The sequence below is a fragment of the Brenneria sp. L3-3C-1 genome, from assembly GCF_016456245.1.
In the GTDB taxonomy this organism is placed as follows: Bacteria; Pseudomonadota; Gammaproteobacteria; order Enterobacterales; family Enterobacteriaceae; genus Brenneria.
On record NZ_JAEMHF010000001.1, the window covers coordinates 646,845 to 666,969 of the forward strand.

The following is a 20,125-nucleotide window of genomic DNA, read 5'->3' on the forward strand; positions in this document are numbered from 1 at the left end:
TTAAAACTATCATTAGTTCACTATTTATTAGTCTATTCCAAGGGTTGTCGGACTTATCACCGACGATAAAAGCTGTTAAAATTGACCAATATCAATTATCGCCTGAGCAAAGTCTATGATACCGGAAAAGCGAATTATCCGACGCATCCAGTCTGGTGGTTGTGCCATCCACTGCCAGGATTGCAGCATCAGCCAGCTATGTATCCCATTTACTTTAAATGAGCACGAACTCGATCAGCTCGATAATATCATTGAAAGGAAAAAGCCTATCCAGAAGGGACAGGCTTTGTTCAAAGCGGGCGACGAGTTGAAATCGCTTTACGCTATCCGTTCGGGCACGATTAAAAGCTATACCATCACCGAACAAGGCGATGAGCAGATAACTGGTTTTCATCTGGCGGGCGACCTGGTTGGCTTTGATGCGATTGGCAACGCGCAACATCCCAGCTTTGCTCAGGCGCTGGAAACATCCATGGTATGTGAAATTCCATTTGAAACGCTTGATGACCTCTCCGGGAAAATGCCGAATTTGCGTCAGCAAATGATGCGTCTGATGAGCGGTGAGATTCGCGGCGATCAGGACATGATCCTGCTGCTGTCGAAAAAGAATGCGGAAGAGCGTCTGGCGGCTTTCATTTATAACCTGTCCCGTCGTTTTGCCGAACGCGGCTTCTCCCCCCGTGAGTTCCGCTTAACCATGACCCGTGGTGATATCGGCAACTATCTGGGATTAACGGTGGAAACCATCAGCCGCCTGCTTGGCCGTTTTCAAAAAAATGGAACTCTCGCCGTGAAAGGCAAATATATCACCATTGAAAATGTCGACGCGCTTTCCGAACTGGCGGGTTCTTCTCCGAATAAATCCTAAGTCATTGCCGGATCAGTTATTGTCTCATTTTATTGATCCGGCCCTCTTCATCTGTTGTCGAAAACGATTCCGTTGGGTACTCTTAAATTACAGACTGTGAATTAACAGCTGTTTGGAGGACCTATGGCAAAGTATCAGAACTTACTTGTAGCTATTGACCCGAATCAGGATGACCAACCAGCGCTGCGTCGGGCGGTTTATCTGGTTCAGCGACTTGGCGGCCGTATCAAGGCATTCCTGCCTATTTATGATTTTTCTTATGAAATGACCACCCTGCTGTCCCCTGACGAACGGACAGAAATGCGTCAGGGGGTAATTCAGCAGCGTACCGAGTGGATTGCGGAACAATGCAAATATTATCTTGATGCGGGTGTACCGATAGAAATTAAAGTGGTCTGGCACAATAAGCCATTTGAAGCCATCATCCAGGAGGTTATCGCCGGGCAGCATGACCTGTTGCTGAAAATGGCGCATCAGCACGATCGCCTGGAAGCGGTGATTTTCACGCCCACCGATTGGCAGCTATTGCGTAAATGCCCTTGCCCGGTCTGGATGGTCAAAGATCAGCCCTGGCCGGAAGAAAGCCGGGCGCTGGTGGCCGTCAACCTGTCCAGCGAAGACCCCTATCACGATCCCCTAAACCTCAAATTGGTATCAGAAACGCTGGAGCTGGCTAAGCAGGTCAACCAAACTGAAGTCCATCTTGTTGGCGCCTATCCGGTTACCCCGATTAATATCGCTATTGAACTGCCTGATTTTGATCCCGGCGTCTACAACGATGCCATCCGCGGCCAGCACCTTATCGCCATGAAGGCATTACGCCAGAAATTCAATCTGGATGAGCGCGTCACGCATGTCGAAAAGGGTTTGCCGGAGGAAGTTATTCCCGATTTGGCGGAACATTTGCAGGCGGGAGTCGTGGTCTTGGGATCTCTCGGCCGAACCGGTCTTTCCGCGGCATTTATCGGTAATACGGTGGAGCATGTGATTGACCATCTGAAATGCGATTTGCTGGCGATAAAGCCCGATGACTTCGTCTCGCCGATTACGCTGGAAGAGGACGACGATGAGGATAAAAAATAGGATTAGCGGGTGATATATAACAAAGGGGCGAACATCGCCCCTTTGTTTCGTCGGTATAAAGATTACAGTGCTTTCAGAATCGCCTCTACGCTGTCTTTGGCGTCGCCAAACAACATTTGCGTATTTTCTTTAAAGAATAAGGGGTTCTGAACGCCGGCATAACCCGTATTCATCGAACGCTTAAACACGATAACATTCTGCGCTTTCCACACTTCCAGAACGGGCATCCCCGCAATCGGGCTATGCGGATCTTCCTGAGCAGCCGGGTTTACCGTGTCATTCGCGCCAATGACCAACACCGTATCGGTATCGGCGAAATCATCGTTAATTTCATCCATTTCCAATACGATGTCGTAAGGCACTTTCGCTTCGGCCAGCAGCACGTTCATATGACCCGGCAAACGGCCTGCCACCGGATGGATGCCAAACCGAACGTTGATGCCGCGGGCGCGCAGCTTCGCGGTAATATCATGTACCGGGTATTGAGCCTGTGCGACCGCCATACCGTACCCCGGCGTGATAATCACCGAAGACGAATTCTTGAGCAATTCAGCGACATCTTCTGCCGAAGCCTCGCGGTATTCGCCCATTTCTTCGCTTTCACCCGTGGAGGAACCATCCGTACCAAAGCCGCCGGCAATTACGCTGAAGAAGGAACGGTTCATCGCCTTACACATGATGTAAGACAGAATCGCACCGGAAGACCCCACCAACGCACCGGTGACGATCAACAGGTCATTGCTCAACATAAAGCCTGCGGCGGCGGCGGCCCAACCGGAATACGAGTTCAGCATGGAAACTACCACCGGCATATCGGCGCCGCCGATGGAAGCAACCAAATGCCAGCCAAACACCAAAGCAATCGCCGTCATCACCAGTAAGGCGACGGACTGCAACGCCACACTGTCGCTATTGACAAACACCAGAAGCAGCAGGAAAGACACCACCAGCGCCGCCAGGTTCATTTTATGACGATGAGGCAGCATCAGCGGTTTGGATGAAATAATGCCGCGCAATTTGCCAAAGGCCACCACCGAACCGGTAAAGGTCACCGCACCGATGAAGATACCCAGAAAGACTTCCGTCAAATGAATATTCACCATCACCGGATCGGTAATTTCACCGTGATCGAGAAAACTGTTAAACCCGACCAGTACCGCGGCCAGCCCCACAAAACTGTGGAGAATGGCGACCAGTTCCGGCATTTCGGTCATTTCGACTTTACGCGCCAGATAAACGCCAATCGCACCGCCGATAACCATGGCGATGATAATCCAGCCGACGTTTCCGGCGTCAGGCCCCAGGATCGTGGCGATCAGCGCAATCGCCATCCCGACGACGCCGAAAATATTCCCCTGACGGGAGGTTTCGTGCTTGGACAAGCCCGCCAAACTAAAAATAAACAAAATCGCGGCAACAATGTATGCAGCTGTCACTAATCCACCAGACATGTGTTACCCCTTAGTTTTTGCGGAACATTTTCAGCATGCGCTGAGTGACGGTGAAACCACCGAAAATATTGATGCTGGCAATCAATACGGCAATAAAGGAGAAGAAAGAGACCCATCCGCCGTGACCGATTTGCAACAATGCCCCTACAACGATAATGCCCGATATCGCATTGGTGACCGACATCAATGGCGTATGCAGCGCGTGACTGACATTCCACACCACGTAGTACCCCACCACGCAAGCCAAGGCGAAGACGGTGAAATGCGATAAAAACTCTTTCGGTGCAACATTCGCCAGCCAGCCAAACAGTAGGATGGCAATGGCGAGGAAAGCATATTTCTTCCACGGAGAAGCGGGTTTAACCTCTTCTTTGACGACGGCGGCCGCAGGTTTTGCCTGCTGCGGCTGCGCGGAAACCTGAATCGGCGGCGCAGGCCAGGTCACTTCGCCATTTTTGATTACCGTTACGCCGCGAATGACATTGTCTTCAAAATCAACGTCAATTTCGCCATTCTTCTCTTTGCACAACAGCTTCAGCAGATTAACCAGATTGGTGCCGTAAAGCTGGGAAGACTGGGTCGGCAAACGGCTGGGCAGATCGGTGTAACCGATAATCTTGACGCCGTTTTCCGTCACCGTCACCCGATCGGCCACGGTCAGTTCACAGTTGCCCCCGGTTTGCGCAGCCAGATCGACAATCACGCTGCCGGGCTTCATGCTCAGAACCATCTCTTTGGTAATCAGACGCGGCGCGGGTTTGCCTGGAATAAGCGCCGTGGTGACAATGATGTCCACCTCTTTCGCCTGTGCGGCAAACAGCGCCATTTCCGCTTTGATAAACGCTTCAGACATGACTTTGGCGTAGCCATCGCCGCTGCCGGCTTCCTCTTCAAAATCGAGTTCCAGGAACTCGGCGCCCATACTTTTGACCTGCTCCTTCACTTCAGGACGCGTATCAAAAGCGCGGACAATCGCCCCTAAACTTCCGGCGGCGCCAATCGCGGCCAGGCCGGCAACCCCGGCGCCGATGATCATGACTTTGGCCGGCGGCACTTTACCGGCGGCGGTAATCTGACCGGTGAAGAAACGGCCAAACTCATGGGCCGCCTCGACAATGGCGCGATAACCGGCGATATTCGCCATTGAGCTGAGCGCATCCATTGACTGGGCGCGAGAGATTCGGGGAACCGAATCCATCGCCAGCACCGTCACCTGACGGGCCGCCAGTTTTTCCAGCAATTCAGGATTTTGAGCAGGCCAGATAAAGCTGACGATCGTACTTCCCGCGCGGGTAAGCTCAATCTCATCGTCCAGCGGCGCATTGACCTTGAGGACAATGTCGGATTGCCAGACTGCTGTGTTATCCACCACCGACGCGCCGACTTCTGTATAAGCCGCATCGTCAAAACTGGCAAGTTTCCCTGCCTCATGTTCTATCGAGACCTCAAAACCAAGTTTCAGCAACTGTTCAACCGTTTTCGGCGTTGCCGCAACCCGAGCTTCATTGGTCAACCGTTCTCTTGGAACACCAATACGCATACTGATTCCCTTTTTCGCTTATTTTTAACGAAGGTTATTATCATCACCCTATCGGTATATGAATCAGCCGAGACCCATTGTACCTTTTATCTCTTTAAGCAAATTCACCTATAACCTACTGAAAATGTGATCGATGATCCATACATAAAATGAATTTCATATAAAAGCCGAGTTATAGCAGGCGCCGCAGGCTTTTTTTGGTCAAAAATCACGCTTACCTCGCTCTTTTGTAGCACTATTAATGAAGTATTGTTCTGGGGTATTTCACAAAAACCACGTGTTACAGGGTTGTTAATGTATAGAACCTGTATAAATATCGCTTATGATGGCAAAATAATCATTAACCGTTATTATTGGCATTTTCCTTCCTCCCCCGCGCACAAAGAAACCTCGGATGTCGTTGAAAATGCTGAAGCGTGAGTGTTTATTCCATGCGATAATCGACGGCTATTCTGTTACATCTTGATGTCTAAGCACGTTAAAACCCAATGCGTCGGGCGAAAGGATTTTTTATGAAGCTGAAAACTACCGTTATTGCATCCACGTTACTTTCATTAGCTGCATTTTCAGCACAGGCAGCACAGGAACTCACGCCGGAACAGGCTGAATCATTGCAACCGTTTGAACGAATTTCATTCATCGGCCGTTTTAACGCTATCAATGACGCGGTTGCCGCGGCGTCAAAGCGTGCGGACAAACACGGCGCCGATGCCTTTTATGTGCAGGCCATGAGCGACGTAAATTCCCGGGGAAACTGGAATGTGACGGTCGATCTCTATCATAAAGATGCGCCGAAGGTGAGCAATGAAGTTAAGTTACGTACGTTTCATGGGGTAAAAGAACTGACAAAAGACGCGGCTTACAGCCTGGAACCGTTTGATACGGTCACCGTTAGCGGCTTATTCCCTACTCAGCCCGTTCTGAACGAGGCCATCGGTAAAGCGGCAAAAGAGAAAAATGCCGACTCTTTCTATATCGTGCGGCAAATTGACGTTAACTCAAGCGGCGGTAATCAGAGAGTCACGGCCTACGTCTACAAAGCCGATGCGCCAAAACGTCAGATACAAAGCACCGATCTCATTCCTGCCGATTCCGACGCCGGCCGCGCCGCTCTGGCCACAGGCGGCGCAGCGGCGGCCAAGGTGGAAATCCCCGGCGTCGCCAACTCCGGCAGCCCGAGCCGTAATGTGGGTAATTTCTTTGAAACGCAGTCATCAAAAGGCGGCCGTTACACCGTAACGTTATCGAATGGGACGAAAATCGAGGAGTTGAATAACGCCACGGCGGCGCAGATGGTGCCCTTTGATTCGATCACCTTCCGTGGAAATTTCACCACTGAACCCGCCGTCTCTGAGGCGGTAGCCAAACGCGCCGGACAAAAAGGCGCCAAGTACTATCACATTACTCAGAAATCGCAGAACAAAGGCTCGAACATGACGATCAGCGCCGATTTGTATAAATAAAAAAAACCGCATTTTGCGGGTCATACGGCGACTTCAACCCGCATTATTGCGGGTTTTTTACGCCGGTATTTTTCGCTTAGTTGCTGGTATCCAGCTCAGGGAAGCTTTTGACCAGATCATCAATGGCTTTGATCTGCCTTAGGAAAGGCTCCAGCTTATCTAACGGCAGCGCCGAAGGGCCGTCGCATTTGGCGTTAGCCGGATCGGGATGGGCTTCAATAAACAGCCCCGCCAACCCCACCGCCATGCCCGCCCGGGCCAGTTCGGTCACCTGCCCCCGACGACCGCCGGAAGCGGCGCCAAACGGATCGCGACATTGCAGCGCGTGCGTGACGTCGAAAATCACCGGCGAACCGTTGGATACCTGCTTCATTACGTTAAAGCCCAGCATATCCACAACCAGATTATCGTAGCCAAAGTTGCTGCCGCGATCGCAGAGAATCACCTGATCGTTGCCGCCTTCGATAAATTTATCGACGATATTGCCGATTTGTCCCGGACTGACGAACTGCGGTTTTTTCACATTGATCACCGCGCCGGTTTTCGCCATGGCTTCAACCAAATCGGTTTGGCGAGCCAGAAAAGCCGGTAGCTGAATCACATCGACAACATCGGCAACCGGCTGCGCCTGATGGGATTCGTGCACATCGGTAATTATTTTTACCCCAAACGCCTGTTTCAACTCCTGGAAAATCTTCATCCCTTCTTCCAGACCCGGCCCGCGGTAAGAATGAATAGAGGAACGGTTGGCTTTGTCAAATGAAGCCTTGAACACGTAGGGAATGCCCAACTTCTGCGTCACCGTTACGTAATGTTCACAGATGCGCATCGCCATATCGCGTGATTCAAGCACATTCATGCCGCCAAACAATACAAAAGGCAGATCGTTGGCAACAGGGATATCCCCAACCTTGACCACTTTGTTCTTCATGCAGTTACCTTAATGTCGGATAAATTAAATAGGGATTAATGCAAAACGATTTGTTTTTGCTCTATTGAGTGAATCTGGACTTTGATCATTTCACTCACCGGATCTTCCGGGCATTGCTCAACAAAATAGTTAAGATCGGACAGTGCGATATGATCGCAGTCCAGTTGGGCATAAATCAGACCGCGGTCGCGAATTTCATACGGGTCGTCAGGATCAAACTGCAACACCGCTTCACTGGCTCTCAAGGCCAGCTCCATCTGTTTTTCTTCCATCAGCGCGACTTTCAGCGTATCCAGCATTTTACGAACAATCAGCACATTCTCTGCTTCGTCGAGATCTTCATCCATTAGCTGCGATGACGGGCCGATATTGCCTTTCAGCCACACTTCCAGCACATGTTCACTCAAGGTGTCGCCATTCAGCGGATTGATCAGCCACATTTCTTCGTCCAGCCAGTCGGCCCGCAAAATCAGCTGGGTCGGGAAAATGACCGGCATAAGCGGAAGCTCCAGCTCATGGGCGATATGCAGAAAAATAACCCCAAGAGAGACGGGCATTCCCTGCCGGGACTCCAGCACCTTATCCAGCCACAGCACGTCGGAAAGCCGATAAACGCCGCTGGCCCCGCCGAATCCCCAGGTGTGAAAGAAAAGCTTAATTAATTTCTCCAGCCGCAGATCCTGTTCAAGATCTTCGGAGATAGCCGCACGGGCCTCGTCAACCAACTGTTGCAGATTTTTCCGCACATCCTGAGCGGGGAAGTCACGGCGAATGGCCTGTGAAACTAATACGACGCCTTCACTTAACTGTGAACGGTTGAATTCAAAATCAGCAATAGAACTCATAGTTATTCCATCAGCAACGGTAACCTGGTAAGCGAAATCTGCATAACCAGATAAAAGCATACCAAAGCAAGTATAAACGCCAGCCAGCGCACATTCTGACTGCGTGGGCGTTTCCCGAGGGCAACGGCGCCAAGCAGGATGTAAATAATAACGCCAAACAGTTTTTCCGTCAGCCAGCTTTGCTCCGCAGTAAACGGATAAACACGATTAAGCACCATCAAGCCGATCCCGCTGACTAACAACAAGGTGTCGTTTATATGCGGCAGTATCTTGACCCAACGTTGCCGCAACATGACCGATTGTCGACACAACCAGAAAAAACGTAGAACAAACAAAGCAATGCTGACGCCGACGGTCACCATATGCAGATAGGCGAATCCTAAAAACAGTGCCACTCGCGTTTCCTTCTGAATAATGATTTATTTATCGCCCCGACCATTGCCCCAGCGAGACGCGGTCGTTGCCGCCATAATCCTGACAGGTTTCTATCCGTTGAAACCCCCGCGCCTGCAACAGTTGACGCACCGCCGCCCCTTGCCGCCAGCCGTGCTCCAGTAATAGCCAACCCTGCGGCTGTATATGGCCGACGGCGTTTTCAATAATAAACCGCAGGTCGGCTAACCCGTTTTCCGCTGCGACCAGCGCACTGTCAGGCTCAAACCGTACATCCCCCCGGGACAGGTGCGCATCATCGGCATCAATATAAGGCGGATTGCTGACGATCAGCGCAAAGCGTTCCGGCGACAGCGCTGAAAACCAGTCGCTGACCAGAAAACCGGCATTGGCAATGCCAAGCCGGCTGGCATTCCGACTGGCCAGCGCAACGGCTTCCGGCTGGACATCCACGCCGATTACCTGACAATCCGGGCGCTCACTGGCGATCGCCAGCGCAATCGCGCCTGTACCGGTGCCTAAATCCAATATGGAAGACGGCGCGGGCGGCAGGCGTTGCAACGCCTGTTCAACCAGACACTCGGTATCAGGACGCGGGATCAGCGTAGCGGGCGATACCGCAAGAGACAGAGACCAAAACTCCCGTTCTCCGGTCAGATAGGCTATGGGCTCGCCATTGATCCGCCGCGTGAGTAAGGCGTCCAGCCGCTGCTGTTGCGTATCGGTCAGCACGGTCTCGCCGAACGCCAGCAAAAACGTCCGCCCTTTGCCGGTGACGAAGCTCAGCAAGACTTCCGCATCCCGTTTCGGGCTTTCCCCCGCCGACAGACGTTCGGCGGCGAGCAGCAACCAGGTTTGATAGTTCATTACTCTTGCTCGGACAGCGCGGCAAGCTGGTCGGCCTGATATTCCTGCACCACCGGTTGGATCAGCATATCCAGTTTGCCTTCCATCGCCTCGTCCAGACGGTAAAGCGTCAGATTGATACGGTGATCGGTCACCCTTCCCTGTGGAAAATTGTAAGTTCGGATACGATCCGAACGATCGCCGCTGCCGAGCAGATTACGCCGGGTAGAGGCCTCTTCCTGCTGGCGCTTTTGCATTTCAGCCGCACGAATACGCGCGCCCAGCACGGAGAGCGCTTTGGCTTTGTTCTTGTGCTGGGAACGTTCATCCTGGCACTCCACAACAATGCCTGTCGGCAAGTGGGTAATGCGGATGGCGGAATCGGTGGTGTTAACGTGCTGACCGCCGGCGCCGGAAGAACGGAACGTATCGATACGCAAGTCGGCCGGGCTGATTTCCGGCAGCTCGGCTTCGGGGATTTCCGGCATCACCGCCACGGTACAGGCTGAGGTATGAATTCGCCCCTGCGACTCGGTAGCCGGAACGCGCTGCACGCGATGGCCGCCGGACTCAAATTTGAGCTGTCCGTAAACGCCGTCGCCGGATACTTTGGCGATGATTTCTTTATAGCCGCCGTGTTCGCCATCGCTGGCGCTCATGACTTCAATCCGCCAGCGGCGAGTTTCGGCATAACGGCTGTACATGCGGAACAGATCGCCGGCGAAAATCGCGGCTTCATCCCCACCCGTTCCCGCGCGCACTTCCAGAAAACAACCGCGCTCATCATCGGGATCTTTCGGTAGCAGCAGAACCTGAAGCTGCCGTTCCAGTTCTTCGCTTTCGGCTTTGGCCTGCTTTAATTCTTCCTGCGCCATTTCGCGCATTTCCACATCGTCAAGCATGGTTTCAGCGGTTTGTATATCTTCCTGTACCTGCCGCCATTGCTGGAAACAGCGGGTAATGTCAGTAAGCTGGGCGTATTCGCGAGACAAGGCGCGAAAACGATCCATATCGGCGATCGCGCCAGACTCGCCGAGCAACGCCTGAACTTCCTCATGGCGTTCTTGTAACGCTTCCAGTTTAGCAACAATAGAAGGCTTCATGCGGGCTGTTAAATCCTGTTAAGAGAGATGAATGCTAGTCCAGCCCAAGGCTGTCACGTAAAATTTGTAAACGGTCCAGATCGCCGTCGCGGGCGGCCTGTTGAAGAGATTTGGTGGGAGCATGGATTAAACGATTGGTTAAGCGGTGCGTCAATTCCTGGATCACCGCTTCAACATCATTCCCCTGCTGAATGGCCGCCAGCGCCTTGGCCGTCATTTCCGCCCGCAGTTCATCGGCCTGAGCACGGTAATCACGGATGGTTTCGACCGCAGACTGCGCCCGCAGCCAGGCCATAAAGTCAGCGCTTTCCTGCTGAACGATCGACTCCGCCTGAATGGCGGCGGCTTTTCGTTGAGCAAGATTGTGCTGAATGATGGCATGTAAATCATCTACGCTGTAGAGATAAACGTTAGGCAATTTACCCACTTCCGGTTCAATATCGCGCGGGACGGCGATATCTATCATCAACATTGGCTGATTGCGTCTTGCCTTCAGCGTCCTTTCCATCATTCCTTTCCCGATAATCGGCAACGTGCTGGCCGTGGAGCTAATCACAATATCGGCATGAGCAAGCTGCTCATCCAGTTCGGCAAGCGTAATGACCTCCGCCCCCACTTCAGCCGCCAGGGACAGCGCGCGTTCGCGGGTGCGGTTGGCTATCACCATACGGTTGACCTGATGCTCCCGCAAATGACGGGCAACCAGTTCGATGGTTTCCCCCGCGCCGACCAACAGCACGTTAACATCGGCAAGAGACTCAAAAATCTGACGCGCCAGCGTACAGGCCGCAAACGCCACGGAAACCGCGCTGGCGCCGATATCCGTTTCGGTACGCACCCGCTTCGCGACGGTAAATGATTTCTGGAACAGCCGCTCCAGTTCGCCGGAAAGGGAGTGTCCGCGCTGTGATTCCGCAAAGGCTTTTTTCACTTGACCCAGAATCTGCGGCTCACCCAACACCAGTGAATCCAGACCGCTGGCTACCCGCATCAAATGGCTGACCGCCGCGTTGTCTTGATGCCAGTACAGGCTGGTGCTGACGTCATCGGGATGCAAGTGGTGGTATTCGCACAGCCAGTCGATCAGTTGCTCACGCTGGTTCCCCTGCTCTTCCACGCTGAGATAGAGTTCGGTGCGGTTACAGGTAGACAGCACTACGCCGCCCTGAACAAGCGGTTGCTGTAACAGGCTATTCAGCGCCTGCCCCAGTTTTTCAGGCGAGAAAACAACACGTTCCCGCAAAGAAACCGGCGCAGTTTTATGATTAATACCAAGCGCAAGCAGGGTCATTGAACAATTCTTGAGTAATACCGATGTTAGTATGGGTTTGGTCCGTATGGCATTCTACTTGATGCGGAGAAGCAAGAAAAGCGACAGCGCGCGGTTGCACGCCATAGGACGTATATACTCTGTGATATAAGCGACAAACATTGACGCTGACCGACAAGCCCGTTAGCGTGACCATTCGTGATACTAAACCTGATTGATAGGATCTGAGCGACATGCCACTAAATACCGCCCGTTGCCTGCGGCTCCTGCCGTTAACCAGCCTTCTGCTGGCTGCCTGTAGCCTTCATCAACCTTCGTTACCGGGGAAAAGTCCGACATCGCCCGAGTGGCAACAGCACCAGCAAAAAGTGCAACAATTGAGCGAATATCAGACGCGCGGCTCCTTCGCCTATATCTCCGATAGCAAAAAACTATATGCCCGTTTTTTCTGGCATGAGTCCTCGGCCGAACGCTATCGTCTGCTGCTGACCAATCCGTTGGGCAGCACTGAACTGGAGTTAAGAGCACAGCCGGGCAGCGTGCAGATTAGCGACAATCAGGGCAAGCGCTATGTCGGCAAAGATGCCGAAGATATGGTGCGACAGCTGACAGGCATGGCGATCCCGCTGAATAACCTGCGTCAGTGGATCCTCGGTTTGCCCGGCGACGCCAGCGACTTCACGCTCGACAGCCAGTATTTGCTCAAGACCGCGACCTACCGTCAGGGGGATCAGAGCTGGACCGTCAATTATCAAAGTTATAGTCATAAAGTAACGCCGCCGATGCCGGAGAGTCTGGAACTCACTCAGGGCGAGCAGCGCATTAAACTGAAAATGGATAACTGGACGGTTAACTAACCCATGCGGCCCAATTTAATTGAGAATTGGCCCGCGCCGGCCAAGCTGAATTTGTTTCTTTATATTACCGAACGTCGGGCGGACGGCTATCACCTGCTGCAAACCTTATTTCAGTTTTTGGACTATGGCGATACGCTGACCATCATTCCGCGTCAGGATGATGATATCCGTCTGCTCACCCCGCTAGACGGCATTGATGATCAACAGAACCTGATTGTTCGTGCGGCGCGATTGCTCCAGCGGCATTGCCGAAGTCAGGATATCCATCCCGATTTCTTCGGTGCGGACATCGGCATTGATAAACGTCTGCCGATGGGCGGCGGTCTGGGGGGCGGCTCATCCAATGCGGCCACGGTGCTGGTGGCGCTCAACCACCTATGGCGATGCGGCCTGAGCGCCGACGCATTGGCCGCGCTTGGCCTGCAACTCGGCGCCGATGTTCCGGTGTTTGTTCATGGGCACGCGGCGTTTGCGCAGGGCATCGGCGAAAAGCTGACGCCCGCCAATCCGCCGGAGAAATGGTATCTGGTCGCCCACCCCGGCATCAGTATCTCCACCCCGCTGATTTTCGGCGATCCGCAGCTAAAACGAAATTCTCCGGCCCGATCGTTAGAATCGCTATTAAAACAGACCTTCGTCAATGATTGTGAAGCTATCGCAAGAAAACGTTTTCGCGAGGTTGAACAGCTACTTTCATGGCTGCTAGAATACGCCCCGGCGCGCCTGACCGGAACGGGTGCTTGTGTGTTTGCTGAGTTTGACACCGAGCACGAAGCCCGTCAGGTGCTTGACCAGGCCCCGGAATGGTTAAATGGTTTTGTGGCGCGAGGCGTTAATGTCTCTCCGCTGCAACGTACGATTTCCGGGCAATGTTAGGTTTTGATGATAACCCGCCCGCGGTTGGGTAGTGTCTAATCAAACTTAATTCATACACCCGTATGCATATTGTACCTGTTGTTGTTCCCCGCTCCCGGATAGTATAGCGGGTACAATATTTCTCTGGACGCAAGCCTGAGGTTCTTCTCGTGCCTGATATGAAGCTTTTTGCTGGTAACGCCATCCCGGAACTAGCACAACGTATTGCCAACCGTTTGTACACTAGCCTAGGCGACGCCGCTGTCGGTCGTTTTAGCGATGGCGAAGTCAGCGTGCAAATCAATGAAAATGTACGCGGTGGTGATATTTTCATCATCCAGTCCACCTGTGCGCCTACCAACGATAACCTGATGGAACTGGTTGTTATGGTTGATGCTCTGCGTCGCGCTTCCGCGGGACGTATCACCGCCGTTATTCCTTACTTTGGCTATGCTCGCCAGGATCGCCGGGTGCGTTCCGCCCGTGTGCCAATCACCGCTAAAGTGGTGGCCGATTTTCTTTCCAGCGTCGGCGTTGACCGCGTATTAACGGTAGACCTGCACGCAGAACAGATTCAGGGCTTCTTTGACGTTCCAGTCGATAACGTTTTCGGTAGCCCGATTCTGCTGGAAGACATGCTGCAACAAGATCTGGAGAATCCGATTGTGGTTTCCCCCGATATTGGCGGCGTAGTTCGCGCCCGTGCCATTGCCAAGCTGCTGAATGACACCGATATGGCGATTATCGATAAACGCCGCCCACGCGCCAACGTGTCTCAGGTGATGCATATCATCGGCGACGTTGCCGGCCGTGACTGCGTTTTGGTTGACGATATGATCGATACCGGCGGTACGCTGTGTAAAGCCGCCGAGGCATTGAAAGAACGAGGCGCCAAACGCGTGTTTGCCTACGCTACGCATCCGATCTTCTCAGGTAATGCGTACGACAACATTAAAAACTCAGTTATTGATGAAGTAATTGTCTGCGATACCATCCCGCTAACAGACAAAATCAAATCGCTACCCAATGTCCGCACCCTGACCCTCTCAGGTATGCTGGCTGAAGCGATTCGCCGTATCAGCAACGAAGAATCTATTTCCGCCATGTTTGAGCATTAATCGTTTTTAACCGGATACCCGGTTACTGACGATTAATGGATTTACCGCTAAGAAATGAACCGCACCCCGAAAGTTGGACGTTCAGGCCAATAAGTAAGGGTGCATTTTTTATCAGCAATATAAAAAAGAAAACCGCCATAGCTACACGCCACGGCGGAATTTGAATTCGGGTTCAGCTTTTATTGATTTATGAATGATGCTCGCGCCGGCAGCGTTTATCGAAATGTTTTACCCACCAGTAACGATCGGCCACTTTTTCACGACCGCTAATACGCGCGCCAACCAGCCAGGAAATAGCCCCGGCGAAAATAGCGACCAAATCAACATAGGTCATATATTGCGGTAAGTTCAATTCAGGGAATTGACTGATGACGGAATAACCAATTCCGCCAATCATCAGAACCATCCCGATACCCATCAGCACATTGCCTAATGTGGTTGCACTTTTACGTTTCATCTGTCACCTCCTGATAAATTCGGTGGATGAATGAGGATGCCACTGCGATCCTTTTCGTGTTGATGTAATTATAGACAATGACTGGTCGGATGATTGCGTGAGCGATCACAGATAATGGTGTGAAAAGAGAGATTTCTTTACGTTTAAACAAATAAATAGACGAAACATTTAATAATAACTAACCGGTATTAATTATTATTCGTACCGTCCGTCAGGTTGATATTTGGCGATTGCCCTGCCCTGTGTGTAAACTAGCGCACTTTACTGCTTATTTAAATCACGCCGCGTTATTTCTACACAACGCTCAATCTGGAACACTATCGTGAGTAGCATCAAGTTAATTGTTGGTCTGGCCAATCCTGGCGCCGAATATGCCGCTACCCGCCACAACGCGGGCGCCTGGTACGTTGATCGTCTGGCTGAAACTCACCGTCAGCCGCTGAAAGAAGAAAGCAAATTTTATGGTTATACCTCACGCCTGAATCTGGCCGGGCATGATATCCGGTTATTGGTTCCCACCACGTTTATGAACCTGAGCGGCAAGGCCGTCGCCGCTATGGCGACGTTTTATCGTATTCAACCAGATGAAATTCTGGTGGCGCACGATGAACTGGATTTACTGCCCGGTATCGCCAAACTTAAACTTGGCGGCGGACATGGCGGCCACAATGGCTTGAAAGACATTATCAGTAGGTTGGGAAATAACCCTAACTTCCATCGCTTACGCATTGGCATCGGCCATCCGGGCGATAAAAGCAAAGTGACCGGTTTTGTTCTGGGCAAACCGCCTGCCAGCGAGCAAAAGCTGATCGATGACGCGATTGATGAAGCGGTTCGTTGCACCGAGATTCTGCTGAAAGAAGACATGGTCAAAGCCATGAACCGCTTACACGCGTTTAAAGCGGCATAATTCATTGTCGACGGTTCGAGATAAATCGTCATTCCGTGTATAATCGGCCGGAATATTTTCATTCTGACAGGCATGCGATACTAATTGTCTGATTAATAAGTAATTTAAGGTGATATAAACATGGGATTCAAATGCGGTATCGTTGGGCTGCCTAACGTCGGTAAATCCACTCTGTTCAATGCATTGACCAAAGCCGGTATCGAAGCGGCCAACTTTCCGTTTTGTACCATTGAACCGAATACCGGCGTGGTGCCGATGCCGGATCCGCGTCTGGATAAACTGGCCGAGATCGTCAAGCCGCAGCGTATCCTCCCCACCACGATGGAGTTTGTTGACATCGCCGGTCTGGTAAAAGGCGCCTCCAAGGGTGAAGGCCTGGGTAACCAGTTCCTGACCAACATCCGTGAAACGGAAGCCATCGGTCACGTGGTGCGCTGCTTTGAAAACGACAACATTATTCACGTTTCGGGCAAAGTTAACCCGGCTGATGATATTGATGTTATCAACACCGAACTGGCGCTGTCCGATCTGGACACCTGTGAGCGCGCTATCCATCGCGTACAGAAAAAAGCCAAAGGCGGCGACAAAGACGCCAAAGCCGAACTGGCCGCGTTAGAGAAATGCCTGCCGCAGCTTGAGAATGCGGGTATGTTGCGTTCATTGGATCTTAGCCCGGAAGAAAAAGCCGCCATCCGCTATCTGAGCTTCCTGACGCTAAAACCGACCATGTACATTGCCAACGTTAACGAAGACGGCTTTGAAAATAACCCGTATCTCGATCAGGTTCGGGCGATTGCCGCGGCGGAAGGTTCTGTCGTCGTTCCGGTTTGCGCCGCGGTTGAATCCGATATCGCCGAACTGGATGATGAAGAGCGTGAAGAGTTTATGGCCGAGTTGGGCCTGACCGAACCCGGTCTGAACCGCGTGATCCGCGCTGGTTATGAATTGCTGAATCTGCAAACCTATTTCACCGCGGGCGTTAAAGAAGTCCGTGCCTGGACCATTCCTGTCGGCGCAACCGCCCCACAGGCCGCAGGTAAGATCCACACCGACTTTGAAAAAGGCTTTATTCGCGCACAAACCATCGCCTATGAAGACTTCATCACCTATAAAGGCGAACAAGGTGCCAAAGAAGCCGGAAAAATGCGCTCAGAAGGCAAAGAGTACATCGTAAAAGATGGCGACGTGATGAATTTCTTGTTTAACGTCTAAACATCAAAATACCGGTGACAAGCGCGATCTTGTCACCGAATCGCTCCTTGCAGAAAAACGCCTGATAGCTACCTAATGCCGCCTGCGACGATCGCGCCGGCAATGCCGCTCCCTCCCTTTCCAGACCCATACGGTGCGCGTTCGCCGTTACATGTTCTATGCTGGTTCATAAGGACAACCATATCAACGTCATGCCTCAACAAAACAATCTTTAATAACCAATAGGTTATCTTCAAAGGTATGACACTGGCACAACTATTGCTTTTTATCCGTAAACATTAATCCGCCAGGAGTTCATACCATGCCAACCAAGGCAACCGGTGATTTTGCCAAAAAACGCCGCGCTTCACTTACCGCGGCGATATTTCTGATGGCCACCTCGGCGATCGGCCCCGGTTTTATTACCCAGACCGCTACCTTTACCGCCACAATGGGCGCCGCTTTCGCATTCGGTATTCTGGCCTCGATATTGATCGACTTTGTCGTTCAGTTAAACGTCTGGCGCATTGTGACATTGACCGGTATGCGCGCCTCGGATATCGCCAATGCGACGCTGCCCGGCAGTGGCTATTTGCTGGCGGTGCTGGTGATTTTCGGCGGGCTGGTGTTCAACATCGGCAATATTGCCGGCGCCGGCCTCGGGCTGAATGCCATGCTCGGGCTGCCGCCCAAATGGGGAGGCGCGCTGAGCGCCGTCATCGCTATCGGGATTTTTCTGTCGCGCCGCGCCGGGGTCGCCGTTGACCGCATCATGATCGTGCTCGGGCTGTTGATGATCGCCCTGACGCTGTTCGTCGCCTATGCTTCCAATCCGCCGTTGGGCGAAGCGCTTCGCCAGACCGTCTGGCCGGATCACATCAACTTCGCCACCATTACGACTATTGTCGGCGGCACCGTCGGCGGCTATATCACCTATGCCGGCGCTCACCGTCTGCTGGATAAAGGCACGACCGGGGCGGAGCACATCAACGAGGTTTCCAAAGCCGCGCTGCACGGGATTATGGTGACTGGCGTCATGCGTTATGTGTTGTTCCTGGCGATTCTTGGGGTAGTCAGCAGCGGCGTGATTATCGATACCTCAGGTCAGGGCGCTAATCCGGCGGCACAAGCCTTTCAGGCCGCCGCCGGTGAGTTCGGGCTACGTGTTTTCGGGCTGATCCTGTGGGCTGCCGGTATTACCAGCGTGATCGGCGCCGCCTATACCTCCATCTCCTTTATCACAGTGTTCAAACCGCAGATAACCGAACGCGGACGCAATCAGGCCACGGTGATCTTTATTGCGCTATCCCTGCTGATCTACCTGCTGCTGGGTACGCCGCCGGCGGCGCTGCTGGTTTTCGCCGGGGGATTCAACGGGCTAATCCTCCCCATCGGCCTGACGCTGTTTATTTACGTCGGCTGGCGGCGCAGCGATTTGATGAAAGGCTATTTCTATCCGCGCTGGCTGTTGCTGTTGGGGGCCGTCACCTGTCTGCTGACCTGGTATATGGCGATCAAATCCATTGGCCCGATTTTCGCTTTCCTCAGCGTGGATTGAGGCAAAGGCGCCTCATGGCAACGCTCGACAATAGCCATTGGGGTAAAAGTTTCGGTCAGTGGAAAGTGGCGCGTCAGGCACATTTCGGCCTACGCTTTCGTCCCTTTACGACTCAGGAGGTGTTATGAACGCACTCGAACAGGCAAAACGTCAGGCTGTCGATGCCGCCCGCGCGGCGCGCGACCGTTATCGCGGCGGGTTGATTGCCCCCACGGCCGGGGTCGCACCCGGCATGACGCAGGCCAATATGATCGCGCTGCCGCGCGAGTGGGCCTACGATTTTCTGCTTTACGCTCAGCGCAATCCACGGGCCTGCCCGATTCTGGACGTCAGCGATCCCGGCAGCCACACCACGGTGTTGGCCGAAGGCGCGGATCTGCGTCGCGACTTTCCGCTCTATCGCCTGTGGCGCGACGGCAAGTTGGTGGAGGAATTGAGTGACGTGAGCACACTGTGGGCCGAATATCCGGATCTGGTGACGTTTCTTATCGGCTGTAGCTTTACCTTCGAGACGGCGCTACAGGAAGCGGGAATAGAGGTGCGCCATATTACCGATGGCAGCAATGTTCCGATGTACCGCACCAACCGTCAGTGTCGGCCGGCAGGCCGCCTGCACGGCGAGATGGTGGTGTCCATGCGCCCCATCCCCGCCGATCGCATCGCGGAGACCGCGACCATATCGGGTCGATTCCCGGCGGTACATGGCGCCCCGGTACATATTGGCGAACCGGCGCAGTTGGGCATTGCCGATCTGGCGCGCCCCGACTTCGGCGATGCCGTGCGCATCGAACCCGGCGAACTTCCGGTGTTCTGGGCCTGTGGCGTTACCCCTCAGGCAGCGGTGATGGCGTCCGGCGTGCCTTTTGCCATCACCCATGCGCCCGGGCATATGTTTATCACCGATGTGCCTGACAGCACCTGGCATGTTTAGAAACGCTTTATACGTAGACGTTGACCTGATTCGTCGCCGTCGGGCGATTAATGCCATCGGCCACCGGCGATATGACATCGGCGCCGCTGTCATAGCCGGTCGGCTGACCGCGCCGAGACTGTAGACTGGAAAGCTGTTGCTGTAGCGTTTCAATTTGCGCTTCCAGCATTTTAGCTTTCAACTGTGAGGCCTCATTATCCTCTGTCGTACCGGAAGAGGCCTCCTGATTAGCCTGACCGCCTAACTGCTGCACGCGGGCAATCCTTTGTACGTACTCGTGGTTGTTTATAGGGTTATATGGCACTGAAGAAAATGTGCTGATATTGATCATTGTTTTCCCTCCATTCATACGCCTGATTCATAACTTACTTTGAGTATAGAACAGTCGAAGACAAGGGATATTTAAGGTTTTGTCTGAAAAAACGCCGTACCGCAGGGTAATGGATAAGCCGCAC

Annotated in this window: 20 protein-coding genes; 10 read left to right on the forward strand and 10 right to left on the reverse strand. The window is 52.8% G+C overall.

All coding sequences use genetic code 11. The features are described 5' to 3' along the window. Positions 1–115: 115 nt before the first annotated feature. Complete coding sequence (gene fnr / locus JG725_RS02935) at positions 116–868, forward strand: fumarate/nitrate reduction transcriptional regulator Fnr (RefSeq protein WP_172287593.1); 753 nt, start codon at positions 116–118, stop codon at positions 866–868. Positions 869–991: 123 nt separating this feature from the next. After that, positions 992–1,951: a universal stress protein UspE gene (gene uspE, locus JG725_RS02940; protein ID WP_172287591.1), complete on the forward strand. Its 960-nt coding sequence runs from the start codon at positions 992–994 to the stop codon at positions 1,949–1,951. A 62-nt stretch (positions 1,952–2,013) separates the two neighbouring features. Here uspE and pntB read toward each other — a convergent pair whose 3' ends face one another. Together pntB and pntA are read right to left on the reverse strand one after the other, a co-directional pair. After that, positions 2,014–3,402, reverse strand: coding sequence for a Re/Si-specific NAD(P)(+) transhydrogenase subunit beta (gene pntB, locus JG725_RS02945; protein ID WP_172287590.1), 1,389 nt, complete (start codon positions 3,400–3,402; stop codon positions 2,014–2,016). Between the two features lie 10 nt (positions 3,403–3,412). Then, positions 3,413–4,942, reverse strand: coding sequence for a Re/Si-specific NAD(P)(+) transhydrogenase subunit alpha (gene pntA / locus JG725_RS02950; protein ID WP_172287588.1), 1,530 nt, complete (start codon positions 4,940–4,942; stop codon positions 3,413–3,415). Between the two features lie 512 nt (positions 4,943–5,454). Here pntA and ydgH point away from each other — a divergent pair. Next, a complete protein-coding gene (ydgH, locus tag JG725_RS02955; RefSeq protein WP_172287586.1) occupies positions 5,455–6,405 on the forward strand; it encodes a DUF1471 family protein YdgH in 951 nt (316 codons plus the stop codon). A 76-nt stretch (positions 6,406–6,481) separates the two neighbouring features. Here ydgH and kdsA read toward each other — a convergent pair whose 3' ends face one another. From kdsA to hemA, 6 genes are read right to left on the reverse strand one after another with little or no spacing between them, the layout of a single operon-like run. Then, the gene (gene kdsA / locus JG725_RS02960) at positions 6,482–7,336 is read right to left on the reverse strand and encodes a 3-deoxy-8-phosphooctulonate synthase (protein ID WP_199376498.1); all 855 of its coding nucleotides are present in this window, start codon (positions 7,334–7,336) and stop codon (positions 6,482–6,484) included. Between the two features lie 35 nt (positions 7,337–7,371). Continuing rightward, positions 7,372–8,181 (reverse strand): invasion regulator SirB1, encoded by an 810-nt coding sequence (gene sirB1 / locus JG725_RS02965; RefSeq protein ID WP_172287583.1) that lies wholly within the window; start codon positions 8,179–8,181, stop codon positions 7,372–7,374. Positions 8,182–8,183: 2 nt separating this feature from the next. Further along, complete coding sequence (locus tag JG725_RS02970) at positions 8,184–8,576, reverse strand: SirB2 family protein (RefSeq protein WP_330526846.1); 393 nt, start codon at positions 8,574–8,576, stop codon at positions 8,184–8,186. Positions 8,577–8,604: 28 nt separating this feature from the next. After that, a complete protein-coding gene (prmC, locus tag JG725_RS02975) occupies positions 8,605–9,441 on the reverse strand; it encodes a peptide chain release factor N(5)-glutamine methyltransferase (RefSeq protein ID WP_172287581.1) in 837 nt (278 codons plus the stop codon). After that, complete coding sequence (prfA, locus tag JG725_RS02980) at positions 9,441–10,523, reverse strand: peptide chain release factor 1 (RefSeq protein WP_199376500.1); 1,083 nt, start codon at positions 10,521–10,523, stop codon at positions 9,441–9,443. Before prfA ends, prmC begins: the two co-directional genes overlap by 1 nt. A 34-nt stretch (positions 10,524–10,557) precedes the next feature. After that, positions 10,558–11,814: a glutamyl-tRNA reductase gene (gene hemA / locus JG725_RS02985; protein ID WP_172287578.1), complete on the reverse strand. Its 1,257-nt coding sequence runs from the start codon at positions 11,812–11,814 to the stop codon at positions 10,558–10,560. A gap of 212 nt (positions 11,815–12,026) precedes the next feature. Here hemA and lolB point away from each other — a divergent pair, with 212 nt between their 5' ends. From lolB to prs, 3 genes are all read left to right on the forward strand, one after another. Further along, the gene (lolB, locus tag JG725_RS02990; RefSeq protein WP_199376502.1) at positions 12,027–12,650 is read left to right on the forward strand and encodes a lipoprotein insertase outer membrane protein LolB; all 624 of its coding nucleotides are present in this window, start codon (positions 12,027–12,029) and stop codon (positions 12,648–12,650) included. A gap of 3 nt (positions 12,651–12,653) precedes the next feature. Then, on the forward strand, positions 12,654–13,526 hold the full coding sequence (gene ispE / locus JG725_RS02995) for a 4-(cytidine 5'-diphospho)-2-C-methyl-D-erythritol kinase (RefSeq protein WP_199376504.1): 873 nt from the start codon (positions 12,654–12,656) through the stop codon (positions 13,524–13,526). A 149-nt stretch (positions 13,527–13,675) separates the two neighbouring features. After that, positions 13,676–14,623 carry a ribose-phosphate diphosphokinase gene (prs, locus tag JG725_RS03000; RefSeq protein ID WP_009112736.1) on the forward strand — a complete coding sequence of 316 codons (948 nt, stop codon included), beginning with the start codon at positions 13,676–13,678 and terminating at the stop codon, positions 14,621–14,623. A 187-nt stretch (positions 14,624–14,810) separates the two neighbouring features. Here prs and ychH read toward each other — a convergent pair whose 3' ends face one another. Continuing rightward, positions 14,811–15,080 (reverse strand): stress-induced protein YchH, encoded by a 270-nt coding sequence (gene ychH / locus JG725_RS03005; protein WP_199376506.1) that lies wholly within the window; start codon positions 15,078–15,080, stop codon positions 14,811–14,813. Positions 15,081–15,402: 322 nt separating this feature from the next. Between ychH and pth the strand changes: the two genes are divergently transcribed. The 4 genes from pth to JG725_RS03025 all read left to right on the forward strand — a co-directional run bounded on the left by pth (position 15,403) and on the right by JG725_RS03025 (position 19,670). Next, positions 15,403–15,990, forward strand: coding sequence for an aminoacyl-tRNA hydrolase (gene pth, locus JG725_RS03010; protein ID WP_199376508.1), 588 nt, complete (start codon positions 15,403–15,405; stop codon positions 15,988–15,990). 120 nt (positions 15,991–16,110) lie between these two features. Then, on the forward strand, positions 16,111–17,202 hold the full coding sequence (ychF, locus tag JG725_RS03015; protein WP_172287569.1) for a redox-regulated ATPase YchF: 1,092 nt from the start codon (positions 16,111–16,113) through the stop codon (positions 17,200–17,202). A 301-nt stretch (positions 17,203–17,503) separates the two neighbouring features. Further along, positions 17,504–18,739 (forward strand): NRAMP family divalent metal transporter, encoded by a 1,236-nt coding sequence (locus JG725_RS03020; protein WP_172287568.1) that lies wholly within the window; start codon positions 17,504–17,506, stop codon positions 18,737–18,739. A 124-nt stretch (positions 18,740–18,863) separates the two neighbouring features. After that, the gene (locus tag JG725_RS03025; protein WP_172287566.1) at positions 18,864–19,670 is read left to right on the forward strand and encodes a putative hydro-lyase; all 807 of its coding nucleotides are present in this window, start codon (positions 18,864–18,866) and stop codon (positions 19,668–19,670) included. A gap of 7 nt (positions 19,671–19,677) precedes the next feature. Here JG725_RS03025 and JG725_RS03030 read toward each other — a convergent pair whose 3' ends face one another. Further along, positions 19,678–19,923, reverse strand: a complete 246-nt coding sequence (locus tag JG725_RS03030) for a hypothetical protein (RefSeq protein ID WP_199376510.1) — start codon at positions 19,921–19,923, stop codon at positions 19,678–19,680. Positions 19,924–20,125 lie beyond the last annotated feature (202 nt).